This is a genomic window from Sphingobacterium sp. NPDC055431, assembly GCF_053644255.1.
In genome coordinates this window covers 473,680-485,852 of the sequence record NZ_JBSHLH010000001.1, presented here as the reverse complement: position 1 = coordinate 485,852, position 12,173 = coordinate 473,680, and the positions used below count along the sequence as shown (strand labels likewise).

Annotated in this window: 12 protein-coding genes and 1 pseudogene; 4 read left to right on the top strand and 9 right to left on the bottom strand. The window is 41.0% G+C overall.

Annotated elements, in window-relative coordinates; genetic code table 11:
• Positions 1 to 171: 171 nt before the first annotated feature.
• Positions 172 to 552 (bottom strand): annotated as a pseudogene (arfB, locus tag ACWIB3_RS02070) (alternative ribosome rescue aminoacyl-tRNA hydrolase ArfB); the annotation flags it as partial.
• Between the two features lie 123 nt (positions 553 to 675).
• Here arfB and bshA point away from each other — a divergent pair.
• The 4 genes from bshA (at position 676) to ACWIB3_RS02050 (ending at position 4,269) form a co-directional block, all read left to right on the top strand.
• Positions 676 to 1,824 (top strand): N-acetyl-alpha-D-glucosaminyl L-malate synthase BshA, encoded by a 1,149-nt coding sequence (gene bshA / locus ACWIB3_RS02065; RefSeq protein WP_185211122.1) that lies wholly within the window; start codon positions 676 to 678, stop codon positions 1,822 to 1,824.
• 54 nt (positions 1,825 to 1,878) lie between these two features.
• Positions 1,879 to 2,583 carry a UMP kinase gene (gene pyrH / locus ACWIB3_RS02060; protein WP_185211124.1) on the top strand — a complete coding sequence of 235 codons (705 nt, stop codon included), beginning with the start codon at positions 1,879 to 1,881 and terminating at the stop codon, positions 2,581 to 2,583.
• Between the two features lie 27 nt (positions 2,584 to 2,610).
• Complete coding sequence (gene frr / locus ACWIB3_RS02055) at positions 2,611 to 3,174, top strand: ribosome recycling factor (RefSeq protein ID WP_093100755.1); 564 nt, start codon at positions 2,611 to 2,613, stop codon at positions 3,172 to 3,174.
• Positions 3,175 to 3,273: 99 nt separating this feature from the next.
• A complete protein-coding gene (locus tag ACWIB3_RS02050; protein WP_185215974.1) occupies positions 3,274 to 4,269 on the top strand; it encodes a sugar phosphate isomerase/epimerase family protein in 996 nt (331 codons plus the stop codon).
• 54 nt (positions 4,270 to 4,323) lie between these two features.
• On the opposite strand, the gene purE is transcribed toward ACWIB3_RS02050, so the two are convergent.
• From purE to ACWIB3_RS02010, 8 genes are all read right to left on the bottom strand, one after another.
• A complete protein-coding gene (gene purE, locus ACWIB3_RS02045; protein WP_185211127.1) occupies positions 4,324 to 4,824 on the bottom strand; it encodes a 5-(carboxyamino)imidazole ribonucleotide mutase in 501 nt (166 codons plus the stop codon).
• Positions 4,825 to 4,842: 18 nt separating this feature from the next.
• Positions 4,843 to 5,985 (bottom strand): 5-(carboxyamino)imidazole ribonucleotide synthase, encoded by a 1,143-nt coding sequence (locus tag ACWIB3_RS02040; RefSeq protein WP_185211129.1) that lies wholly within the window; start codon positions 5,983 to 5,985, stop codon positions 4,843 to 4,845.
• Positions 5,986 to 5,993: 8 nt separating this feature from the next.
• Positions 5,994 to 6,506, bottom strand: a complete 513-nt coding sequence (locus tag ACWIB3_RS02035; protein ID WP_093100762.1) for an NADH-quinone oxidoreductase subunit B — start codon at positions 6,504 to 6,506, stop codon at positions 5,994 to 5,996.
• Entirely contained in the window at positions 6,503 to 7,090 is a 588-nt protein-coding gene (locus ACWIB3_RS02030; RefSeq protein ID WP_185211131.1) for an NADH-quinone oxidoreductase subunit A, read from the bottom strand. The genes ACWIB3_RS02035 and ACWIB3_RS02030 overlap by 4 nt, the downstream gene beginning before the upstream one ends.
• 915 nt (positions 7,091 to 8,005) lie before the next feature.
• Entirely contained in the window at positions 8,006 to 8,185 is a 180-nt protein-coding gene (locus tag ACWIB3_RS02025; protein WP_454290743.1) for a hypothetical protein, read from the bottom strand.
• Positions 8,186 to 8,589: 404 nt separating this feature from the next.
• Complete coding sequence (gene ffh / locus ACWIB3_RS02020) at positions 8,590 to 9,933, bottom strand: signal recognition particle protein (protein WP_093100765.1); 1,344 nt, start codon at positions 9,931 to 9,933, stop codon at positions 8,590 to 8,592.
• A 691-nt stretch (positions 9,934 to 10,624) separates the two neighbouring features.
• Positions 10,625 to 11,254, bottom strand: a complete 630-nt coding sequence (locus tag ACWIB3_RS02015; RefSeq protein WP_185215972.1) for a hypothetical protein — start codon at positions 11,252 to 11,254, stop codon at positions 10,625 to 10,627.
• Positions 11,255 to 11,458: 204 nt separating this feature from the next.
• Positions 11,459 to 12,142, bottom strand: coding sequence for a zinc metallopeptidase (locus ACWIB3_RS02010; RefSeq protein ID WP_185211135.1), 684 nt, complete (start codon positions 12,140 to 12,142; stop codon positions 11,459 to 11,461).
• Positions 12,143 to 12,173: the final 31 nt, after the last annotated feature.

The window sequence follows — 12,173 nt, the reverse complement described above, 5'->3', positions numbered from 1 at the left end:
TTTCAGCAACACTTGATCATAATCATGGTCTATCCTCCCATCCCTTTAATCCTGGTTCAAAACCAGATCATGGTCTATCCTCCCATCCCTTTAATCCTGGTTCAAAACCAGATCTTAGTCCATCCCCTTATCCAGACACTACTGGGAAACCCTTCCATTTTATCACTCTCCCTACCCCTCAAACCTCCATTGCCGATCGGCTTTTTTCGAAGCTTGTTTTTTCTTGCGGTCCAATCTATTCAGGATAACAGATTTTGGGGTCCTTGTTGGCAGACGTTTGGCATCTACCTTCAATGCATCTGTCAATAGATTAAAAAAACGTTCTATCACCAATTCCTTATTCTTGAGTTGGCTACGGTCAATACTGGAGTCCAGCTGCAATAAGCCCTCCTTGGAAATCCTATTCGCCAATCGCTCCCTGATCAAAGCTTTCTGATCATCATCAAAAACCGATGAATTCTCCACATCCCAATTCAACATCACTTTAGAAGACACCTTATTGACGTTCTGACCACCCTTACCACCGGAACGCGAAGTTTTAAAACCCAATTCCTGTATTAACTGTTCTTTATTTACATGCATTTGTAATAAAATTACAATTTTTCCCTTTGCGTGAAAAATTTTGCAACACTTATATAGAGACATTATTATCTTTAAGAAACGAAAAACAGTAATATGAAGATAGGCATTGTATGTTATCCAACTTTTGGGGGAAGTGGTGTAGTCGCAACCGAACTGGGTAAAGCATTAGCAAACAACGGACATCAGGTTCATTTTATCACCTATAGCCAACCTGCAAGACTAGATTTTTTCTCAGAGAACTTATTCTATCACGAAGTAGCAATCAACCAATATCCACTTTTTGATTTCCCTCCTTATGAAACAGCATTGGCCAGTAAACTGGTTGATGTGGTTCGTTTCGAAGGCTTGGATCTTTTACATGTGCATTATGCAATCCCTCATGCCTCCGTGGCTTTCCTAGCAAAACAGATTCTGGAAACCTATGGCATCAATATACCCGTAGTCACTACCCTCCACGGTACAGATATCACCTTGGTCGGAAAGGACAAGAGCTTTAGCCCAGTTGTTACCTTCTCCATCAATAAATCCGATGGCGTAACTACGGTATCTGAAAATTTAAGGGAACAAACCTTGGATTATTTCGATATCACAAATGACATCAAGGTCATTCCAAATTTTATCGATCTGCAAAGATTCCATAATAAGAACCACGAACATTTTAAAAAAGCAATTGCACCAAACCAGGAACGCATCATTGTCCATACCTCCAATTTCAGGAAAGTAAAACGCGTTGAAGATGTTGTACGTATATTCCATAAAGTAACCCAAAAGGTCCCTAGTAAACTTTTGATGGTAGGTGATGGTCCAGAACGTAGAAATGCCGAAGAATTAGCAAGGGAATTAGACATTACGGATTGCATCCGTTTTCTGGGCAAGCAAGACGCTATCGAAGAGATCCTTTCCATTGCCGACCTATTCTTGATGCCTTCAGGTTCAGAGAGCTTTGGTTTGGCAGCATTGGAAGCCATGGCCTGCAAGGTTCCAGTCGTTTCCTCCAATACAGGCGGATTACCGGAACTGAACAAAGAGGGTTTCAGTGGGTTCCTGAGTGACGTCGGTGATATTGACGATATGGCTAAAAACTCCATCTATATCTTGGAAGACTGCCAACGTCTGAATGAATTTAAAGAGAATGCCCTACAGCGAGCAAAGGACTTTGAACTCAGCAAAATCGTCCCTATTTACGAGGAATTTTATTCACAGGTCATCGAAAAGGTAAAAAAAGGAAATAAATCTAATTAATCGCAAGCAAAAAGTCATATCTTTGGCTTTTGGAACTACTCCAAAAAGTCAAATATGAAATACAAACGCATCCTACTTAAACTTAGTGGCGAAGCTTTAATGGGCGAGCAAAGCTACGGTATCGACATTAATCGTGTTCAACAATACGCACAAGACATTCAGGAACTTCATAGCTTAGGCATGGAAATCGCCATCGTCATCGGTGGAGGAAACATCTATCGTGGCCTTAGCGCTGAAAAAGCTGGTATGGACCGTGTACAGGCAGATTACATGGGAATGTTAGCTACCGTGATCAATTCAATGGCATTACAAGATGCCCTTGAAAAAGAAGGCATGAAAACTCGTCTATTGACAGCGATCAAAATGGAACAGATCTGTGAACCATTTATCCGCAGACGTGCTGTACGTCACTTGGAAAAAGGTCGTATCGTTATCTTCGGTGCTGGTACGGGTAACCCATACTTCACTACCGATACCGCGGCATCTTTACGTGCTATTGAAATCAATGCTGACGCTGTACTTAAAGGTACTCGTGTAGACGGTATCTATACTGCAGACCCTGAGAAAGATCCTACGGCGAAGAAATTCGACCATATCTCCTTTACTGATGTCTACGAAAAAGGATTGAATGTAATGGATATGACGGCATTTACGCTTTGCCAAGAAAACAACCTACCTATTATCGTTTTCGACATGAATAAACCAGGCAACCTCATGAAACTTGCCAACGGTGAACATGTTGGAACTGTGGTTAGTTAATAATTAAAAGCAAATAATAATCAAGATATGAACGAATTAATTTCACTTCAACTGGACGACTGCAAAGATGGTATGACGAAAGCTGTAGCTCATACTGAATCTGAATTAACCAAGATTCGTGCAGGTAAAGCTAGTCCTGGTATGCTTGATGGAATTTATGTTGATTACTACGGCACGCCAACGCCTTTATCGCAAGTCAGCAACATAAACACACCAGATGCAAGAACCATCGTTGTACAACCATGGGAAAAAAACCTTCTTTCAACTATCGAGAAGGCTATCATGGACTCTAACATAGGTTTGAACCCACAAAATGACGGTTCAATCATCCGCCTAGCGGTTCCTCCCCTTACTGAAGAACGTCGTCGTGATTTAGTGAAAAAAGTTAAAGAAGAAACTGAAAAAGGTCGTGTTGCTATCCGTAACATCCGTAAGGATTCCAACGAGCAAATCAAGAAATTGAAAAACGACGGTGCTTCTGAAGATGAAATCAAGGTAGGTGAAGCTGAAGTACAAAAATTGACCGATACGTATATCGCAAAAGTTGACCAGTTAGCCGAATTGAAAGAAAAAGATATCATGACGATCTAAGTCGATCTTTTAAAAGAATATTCTATAAAGGATTCTTAAAATTAAGAATCCTTTTTTTATTAAAAATTTACCTATATTCAATTAATAAAAACATTCTGCATGACACAATCAAGAAGAAGTTTCCTAAAGCTTGCGAGCATGGGATTAGTTGGTGGTCTTGTTGCTCCTCATTTGATTTCTTGTGATAGCTTGAACAAAAAATCAGGCTCTCCACTTAAAAACATTGGTTTACAGTTATTCACTCTTCGCGAACTTCTCGCACAAAACCCTCAAGAAGTTTTAAAATCGGTTGCTAAGGTCGGCTATACCCATGTCGAAACCTATGGCGCTGATCCGCACAATGGTGCATTCTGGGGAATTTCCGTCGATGAGCTCAAAAAGATCCTGAACGACAATAACCTAAAAACACACAGTGGACACTATGATCTAGGAAAATACCTAGATAAAGATAGTACAGACAAGGAAAACATCGAGAAATACATCGAAATTGCGCATAACCTTGGCCAGGAATATATCATTGCTCCTGTCCCGCCGATGCACAAATTGAATCAACTCAATCAATCTGACTATCAGTACATGGCCGAACAGCTGAACAAAGCCGGCGAAATGTCCAAAAAAGCAGGTATCAAAATGGGCTATCACAACCACTTCTGGGAATTTAAGGAATTCGGAAATGGAACAAACGGCCTAGATGTCCTATTGGCATTCACTGAAAAAGATCTCGTGGATTTTGAATTGGATATGTACTGGATCACCAAAGCTGGTGTTACACCACAGTCCTATTTCTCTAAACATCCAGGGCGTTTCCCATTATGGCATATCAAGGACATGGATAGAGCTTTCTCCACCCCTTTAGATATCAATAAAATTGATCCTAAGACCGGTAAAAGGGATAGCCTAGACCTGATGGAAACCATGAAAAGCATCAAGTATGCCGAAGTGGGTTCCGGTAGCATTGACTTTATTTCTATTTCACAGTTCGCCAGCGAAAGTGGATTGAAATATGCCTTCGTAGAACAGGATGAAATCTATTCACCTGATAAATACGCTAGCATCAAGAAGAGCTACGACTATGTTCAAAAGACATTCAAATAACAACAAAAGGGCGGAAATAAATTTCCGCCCTTTCTATTATCTTTCAAAAGAAGACTAAAATACCAAACGTTCTACCTCTTCAGCATTTTCCTCTACTTTTTCTTTCAGTTCTTTCTTGAAGTCCAAAATCTTAGCTCCTAATTGCTCATCACTGGTCGCCAAGATCTGAGCGGCAAGAATACCCGCGTTTTTCGCTGCATTTAAGGCCACTGTAGCCACCGGAATACCATTAGGCATCTGTAAGATAGAAAGCACGGAATCCCAGCCGTCAATCGAGTTAGAAGACTTGACCGGAACACCGATCACTGGCAAATGCGTAATCGATGCAACCATGCCCGGTAAGTGCGCAGCACCACCTGCTCCAGCAATGATCACCTTCAATCCACGACCTGCCGCCTGCTCAGCAAAATCAAACATACGTTTTGGAGTACGGTGCGCCGAAACAATGCTCACCTCATACGATACCCCTAAATATTTTAAAACCTCAATGGCATCCTGCATCACTGGCAAGTCTGACTTGCTTCCCATGATTACAGCTACTTTTGCGTTTTCCATTATTATCTGAATAAAAAATTATGCTATTACTTTGATCAATTCCTGAACTTTTCTCGCATTTTCGATAGCGATTGCGCGATCTTGATTCACGATCGTCACATGACCCATCTTGCGGAACGGTTTTGTATATTTCTTACCGTACAAATGTACATATACCCCCTCAATGCCCAAAGCCTCCTCAATACCTTCATACCTTGCCAACCCTTCATAACCTGGCTCACCCAATAAATTGACCATAATGGCATTCGCTCTTGAAGCGGTATTGCCCAACGGCAGGTTAAAGATTGCCCTTAAATGTTGACCGAATTGCGAAGTATAGTTTCCTTCGATCGTTTGATGGCCTGAATTATGTGGTCGTGGGGCCAATTCATTGACCAAAATATCTCCATCAGCAGTCAGGAACATCTCCACTGCCAAAACGCCGACAATCTGAAGGTCATTCGCGATTTTCATCGCAATGCTTTCCGCTTTCATCTGTATATCAAAAGAATAGGTAGATGGAGAGATCAGGAATTCCACCAAGTTCACCTGAGGATTGAATTCCATTTCTACCATTGGGAAAGTCATCATTTCTCCCTTATCATTGCGGGCAACCATCACAGCGATTTCCTTTTCAAAAGGAACCAGCTCCTCTACGATACTCGGCGCATCAAATGCCGTCTCAAAATCAGCCTGCGAATTAATCTTCTTTACACCTTTGCCATCATAACCGTCTTTACGCAATTTCTGGATATAAGGTAATGTAATCTGGCAGTTTGCCAAACCTTCTTTATTGGAAATAAATTGAAATGCCGAAGTCGGGATATCATTTTGCTTAAAGAACTGCTTCTGCAGACCTTTATCCTGGATCAACCTAATTACCCTGGATTGAGGATATACCAAAACACCCTCTTCTTCCAATGCTTCAAGGGCATCTACATTCACCTTCTCAATTTCAATCGTTACCATATCCAAATCCTTACCGAAATTATAAACGGTATCAAAATCGGCTAGCGAACCTACCTCAAATTGATTGCACAATTTCTTGCAAGGAGCATTTGGATCAGGATCCAATACATGAACGTTTACATTAAAGTTTATTGCTTCTTGGATAAGCATACGACCTAATTGGCCACCGCCTAAAATTCCTAGGCGCAAATCACCATAAAAATCTTTTGCCATAAATTATTCTATTGCTCTACTTCTACTGGGAAAATATCCCCTTTCAGCAAAGACTGTTGTTCTATTTTTTTCTGTAATTCTAAAAATGCACCGATCAGTGCTTCAGGTCTGGGAGGACAACCTTGCACATAGACATCCACAGGTATGATTTTATCAACCCCTTTGACCACATGGTAACCATGCTGCCAATACGGTCCGCCACAATTGGAACAGGAACCCATGGAGATGACATATTTCGGGTCAGGCATCTGCTCATAGAGTTTCTTGATCCGGTCTGCCATCTTGAATGTCACCGTGCCGGCAATGATCATGACATCAGATTGCCTAGGCGAAGGCCTTGGAAATACCCCTAACCTATCCAGATCATAAGTCGCCGCCATCGCGCCCATCATCTCTATGGCACAGCAAGCAATACCAAAACTGATAGGCCACATCGAGGATAACCTAGCCCAATTTAAGAGGTCATCCATCTTAGCGATGATTACCCCATTATTTTGTTGCAATTGTTGGTCTAAACTCATGATTCTGAACTTGGTTTCTTAAACTTAGGCTTGAATCCCATTTTTACCGGCGAAGCGGCTTTCTCTGCCAAGACTTCCTCTATCTCCTGTTCTTTGTAATCCTTCACAACATATTGTTGTGCATTCAATTGTTCATACGCAGAAGCCGGAATCCCCACCGCAACGGTCGGTTTCACATGCCTAGGCTTGATCCAACTGATATCCCCACTTTTCCATACGTAAAGCAATCCTACGATCAGAACAGCAAGGAATATCGCCATTTCAATCAAGGTAAACCAACCCCATCGAGGATCAATGGCATTGAGTTCTGCATTCCCGAATACCGTTGCCCATGGAAAAATAAAGATCAATTCCACGTCAAACAACAGGAATACCAAGGCAATTACATAAAATCGCGGATTAAACTGTACCCAAGAAGTTCCCGTGGTCTCCTCACCACATTCATAGGTACTTAATTTAATAGGATTAGGATTTTTCGGCGACAAGATTCGAGCTAGGAACATGGTGGCACAAACCAATACGATACCAATGATAGCCATTAAAAGTATCTTACCATATTCCGATATCTGCCCGGGGTCGTCCATGTTACAAAATTAACAATTAATTCAATGCGATTTATAGGATTTTAGCTTTCTTGGCCAATCAATGTACACGAATTTACAAAATGGCCCTCCATTTTTCAAAATATCGATCCTTTTTCCGGATAAATGGTCGGACTATAGCAATCAATTTACGTTTGGGGGTATTGGTTATGTCTTGTGGTTTGAACCAGGATGGATTGGATGAGAGGATGGATTGGATGAGAGGATGGACCAAGATCTGGTTTTGAACCAGGATTTAAAAGATTCGAGGATAGACCATGATTATGATCAAATGTTGCTGGAAATTCCCCGATACTGTAGGGGCATATCGAATACGCACGCCCCATACAAACATGGATTTATATCATTTTCTGATTAAAGAAATACGTCGATTTTCAAAATTCCATGCGTACAATTTCTATAACCCACCCCAGCAGGACTGGCATATTTGTAGAATTTGAAGGTTAGAAAGGGCCAACCCACAGCGTGGGTGAAATGTTTTTCTATACCCTTTCTGTGTCACCCTGAGGGCACGCCAGAAGGGTCTCGGAACCATCCATACTTCATTTGAAATGATTTCCTCATCTCAGGATTTCGGAGTGACCCCAAATTCAAAAAAAAATAAAAAAATAGATTCTTCGTTTCACTCTGAATCCATCTCTAGCGCATTTTTATTCTGAACGATTAGTGAAGAATCTGTACGGGTCTCCACTCTACGACCCTGTCATTCTTTACCGAAGGTAAAGGACCTGTTCGCCAATGCAACCCGTGGAGCAATACTTTTTTGTTGATTTTAAATAAATATGGGTTTGCTGTATTCCGAGATTCTTCCTTCGTCAGAAAGACAGGAAGGTGGAAACCGAAGGTAAAGGACCTGTTCGCCAATGCAACCCGTGGAGCAATACTTTTTTGTTGATTTTAAATAAATATGGGTTTGCTGTATTCCGAGATCCTTCCTGCGTCCGAAAGACAGGAAGGTGGAAACCGAAGGTAAAGGACCTGTTCGCCAATGCAACCCGTGAAGCAATACTTTTTCTGCTTTCCGAGATCCTTCCTGCGTACCAGTGCCAAGTTTAATAGAAATGCGTTTCTAGCCATTCAGGCTCATTTTTATTTATCTGAAGAATATTTTTATCCGCCATACTTCCCCTGCGGGGATGAATTATTTTAGCATGGATGGTAAACAATATAGGGTTAATGCAAAAACGATGTTCGATTAATCGAACATCGTTTTTGCGCGATTTCCAGGCTAAGCTGACATGCCAGCTAAAATAATGGAACCCCAAAGGGGGTTCTATAATTATAAATAAAAGAGCTAATTTATTTTCATTGCCAACATGCTGTCATCACATTCCAATAAATTTATCCCAATTTTTTACCTCTCAGGACGACAAAATGGGGATGACCTCAGGTGCAGGAACTGTTCCCACCCTCACCCTACCTCATCAAAAAAAAGAGGTTGCGAAAAATTTCGCAACCTCTTTCTATATCTTTTATAGAGCCTAGAAAGGTTTTCCAGGCATCTTAGGCATATTACGCATCATCTTGGCAGCCATACCTGGGTTAGACATTTGCTTCATGACTTTACGCATATCCGAGAACTGCTTCATCAGTTTGTTCACTTCATCAAGGCTAGTTCCAGAACCTTTTGCAATCCTGTTCCTTCTTTTAGGATCGATTGCATCTGGATTTTCACGCTCAAACGGAGTCATGGAATCAATAATGGCTTCAATCGGTTTGAATGCATCATCGTCGATCTCAACATCCTTAATTGCTTTTCCAACACCTGGAATCATGCCCATCAAATCCTTCATGTTACCCATTTTCTTGATCTGTTGGATCTGCGATTTAAAGTCGTTGAAATCAAATTTATTCTTACGGATTTTCTTCTGAAGTTCCGCTGCTTGTTTCTCGTCAAATTGTTGTTGAGCACGCTCTACCAAGGAAACCACGTCACCCATACCTAAGATACGGGAAGCCATACGATCAGGGTGGAAAACATCCAATGCTTCCATTTTCTCACCGGTACCGATAAACTTGATCGGTTTGTTTACCACTGATTTAATGGAAAGAGCAGCACCACCACGGGTATCACCATCTAATTTGGTCAATACCACACCGGTGAAATCTAAACGGTCGTTGAAAGCTTTCGCTGTGTTCACCGCATCTTGACCCGTCATGGAATCCACAACGAACAAGATCTCATGTGGTTGAGTAGCATCTTTCACCGCGGTAATCTCTTTCATCAAAGCTTCGTCAATCGCCAAACGACCAGCGGTATCGATGATAACCACGTTTTGACCATTGCGCTTCGCTTCTTCAACACCGGCAACAGCGATTCCGATTGGATCTGTTGATTCACGATCAACATAAACCGGAACTCCAACTTGTTGTCCCAACACCTCCAATTGATCGATCGCCGCAGGACGATAAACGTCACCCGCTACCAATAAAGGTTTTTTGCCTTTAGATGCTTTCAGGAAGTTGGCCAACTTACCAGAGAAGGTCGTCTTACCAGCACCGTTCAAACCAGCAATCAAGATAATAGTCGGGTTCTTCGTAATTTCAAGCTCGGTTACCGTACCACCCATCAACTCCGTAAGCTCATCGTTCATGATCTTGGTCAACAACTGACCTGGAGAGATACTGGTCAATACATTCTCACCTAAAGCTTTTTGCTTTACATCATCGGTAAACGTTTTGGCAGTCTTGTAATTCACATCGGCATCCAATAATGCCTTGCGAATTTCTTTCATGGTTTCCGCAACGTTGATCTCTGTAATATTACCCTGCCCCTTTAATACCTTAAAGGCCCTGTCTAATTTATCCTGTAGATTTGAAAACATCTTTTAACTTTCTAAAAATCAATACTTTGTTCCGTTAACAGTATTAAACTGAAAACTTTAGGCATAAACCTGATTTGACTTAATCCTACAAATATAGCTTTTTGCTTTTTTAATTTAAGATTTTGCCTTCAATATCCCTTATTTTTCAAGGAAAAAGAGAATAAAAATGCCTAAGCACAGAATCCCTGAGCCAATATCATTAAGTTAGGTTTTTTTATGCTGAAGTTACAATCTTGTTGGGGTACACTCAACAAACTTCAATCCTTCCAGAGGAAGTTCTTTAGCCCCTGGCTCATTTCCAGTGGCGGAAAAATGGAAAGAATGCCGATGCCTGTGCGATGGGATTGGCCTTGGAATGCTTTCAATAGATCATCCCATTAAAAGGGATGATCTATTGAAAGATATTCCCGACAACAAGGCATTCTTTTCATGCGCGTTGGAATGTACGAAAAGCCACCTTAAATGAGCCGAAGGTTTTACGGATTCGAGTTGTTTTTGGTATCCGTGAGCTCCTTCGTCGGTTTGGTTACTTTTGGGCTCCAAAAGTAACAAAGAATTTAAATTTTGTTTTTTTCTAAACTCAATGACATCGCCCTAAGCCTTAACTTGGGGAGCTGAAGGGACCCTGGCTCTAAATTCCCTATTCTATTGTCTTATTGTCTTTTGTCTAATGACTAATCTCTACTTCCCCCTACTCCACAATTGCCCTTGCGTCCTTCAATTGAGTGGAGATATCACGGAACAATTGATCAAAGGTATCATCGATAATCACACCATAAGACTTCAAAAACATAGGACCTATCTTTCCTCTATGATAAGCTAATCCTTCAATGGGGGATAGCTCTCCTTTGGGATAGAAATCTGCCTGATGGAGCTTAGTGGCTACTCGCTCGAGAATCATATTGGAAATGGTTACAACATACTTTCCATCTTTCACTTCTAAAAGAAAACCGGCATTAATCACCGCCCATTCTAATTTTGGAGTCCTAGTGCTCACATATTTTTTTGCATTCTCGTGATTCGGAGTCACATTCACCAGTCGACCTGAGAATTGATTCCCATTTCGGAAATGGTCCATTAAAAAACCTTTGGCATTAATACGCATAAAAACTTCTTCTGGACTTAGGCCGGTCTCATATACCTTTTGCCAAACTAATTTACCGCTGGAATTCAACTTTAAAGTAGGAATCTCAAAAATTTCGGCTTCCTTTTTCCAGACCGTATTTCCAGCGGAATCCACTTTAATGGTCAGAACATCATTCTGGGCATAGCCAGCAAACATAAAACACATGCTCAGCATGGTAAACAGCAACTTTTTCATATGATTAGCAATTAATTAGTCTCTAAGTGTAAATCTTCTTGGAAGTTTTACTATAGCTTTTGACTGAAATATATGAAAAAAGTTTAACTGTCAGGAATTATTTTATTGTCAATTTTTTCTCAGCAATTCCGTTCAAAAAAGACATAAAACAAAGAAAGCCCTGATTGAAAAATCAGGGCCTTATTTGTATAGGTTTTATAAGCCTTAGTCTCTTCTACCGAACAAGATAGATGCGTAGTACAGTAAAGTAACCAATGCTGAAAGTGCAGCAACCACATAAGTCATGGCAGCCCATTTCAAAGCATCTTTAGCACCATCATGTTCTTCAGTGCTATGGGTAATATTGGAAGCATCCAACCAAGCCAAAGCACGTTTTGAAGCATCAAATTCTACAGGTAAAGTGATAAAGCTGAACAAAGTCGTCAATGCAAGCGCAGCAACTCCGATAGCCAACACATACACATTACCAGAGAATGCCATCATGATTACCCCGATCATCAACACCCATGTGGTCAATTTTGAGGCAACACTTACGATTGGCACCATAGCAGAACGGAACTGCAACCAAGAATAGGCTGTTGCATGTTGAACCGCGTGGCCACATTCGTGGGCAGCTACGGCAGCAGCAGCAACCGAACGTCCATGATAAACATCAGGACTTAAGTTAACCGTTCTGTGTGCAGGGTTGTAGTGGTCTGTCAATTGTCCTTCCACAGAAATAACCTGTACATCACTGATTCCATTCTCATTTAGCATCTTCTGTGCTATCTCCGCTCCAGAAAGCCCTGAAGACAGTGGCATCTCCGAGTATTTCTTGAACTTATTTCTGAAAGTAAACTGAACTATCCAGCTCACTACCATGATTCCGATAAAAATTATCCAGTACATATCTTAATATCTTATTTTTCTTTTTTCTATT

Excerpts from the sequence above, each read along its gene's own strand:
- pyrH (WP_185211124.1), top strand. The coding sequence starts at position 1,879 with ATGAAATACAAACGCATCCTACTTAAACTTAGTGGCGAAGCTTTAATG.
- ACWIB3_RS02010 (WP_185211135.1), bottom strand. The coding sequence starts at position 12,142 with ATGTACTGGATAATTTTTATCGGAATCATGGTAGTGAGCTGGATAGTT.
- ACWIB3_RS02030 (WP_185211131.1), bottom strand. The coding sequence starts at position 7,090 with ATGGACGACCCCGGGCAGATATCGGAATATGGTAAGATACTTTTAATG.
- ACWIB3_RS02025 (WP_454290743.1), bottom strand. The coding sequence starts at position 8,185 with ATGGCTAGAAACGCATTTCTATTAAACTTGGCACTGGTACGCAGGAAG.
- ACWIB3_RS02040 (WP_185211129.1), bottom strand. The coding sequence starts at position 5,985 with ATGGCAAAAGATTTTTATGGTGATTTGCGCCTAGGAATTTTAGGCGGT.
- ffh (WP_093100765.1), bottom strand. The coding sequence starts at position 9,933 with ATGTTTTCAAATCTACAGGATAAATTAGACAGGGCCTTTAAGGTATTA.
- ACWIB3_RS02050 (WP_185215974.1), top strand. The coding sequence starts at position 3,274 with ATGACACAATCAAGAAGAAGTTTCCTAAAGCTTGCGAGCATGGGATTA.
- purE (WP_185211127.1), bottom strand. The coding sequence starts at position 4,824 with ATGGAAAACGCAAAAGTAGCTGTAATCATGGGAAGCAAGTCAGACTTG.
- bshA (WP_185211122.1), top strand. The coding sequence starts at position 676 with ATGAAGATAGGCATTGTATGTTATCCAACTTTTGGGGGAAGTGGTGTA.
- ACWIB3_RS02035 (WP_093100762.1), bottom strand. The coding sequence starts at position 6,506 with ATGAGTTTAGACCAACAATTGCAACAAAATAATGGGGTAATCATCGCT.
- frr (WP_093100755.1), top strand. The coding sequence starts at position 2,611 with ATGAACGAATTAATTTCACTTCAACTGGACGACTGCAAAGATGGTATG.
- ACWIB3_RS02015 (WP_185215972.1), bottom strand. The coding sequence starts at position 11,254 with ATGAAAAAGTTGCTGTTTACCATGCTGAGCATGTGTTTTATGTTTGCT.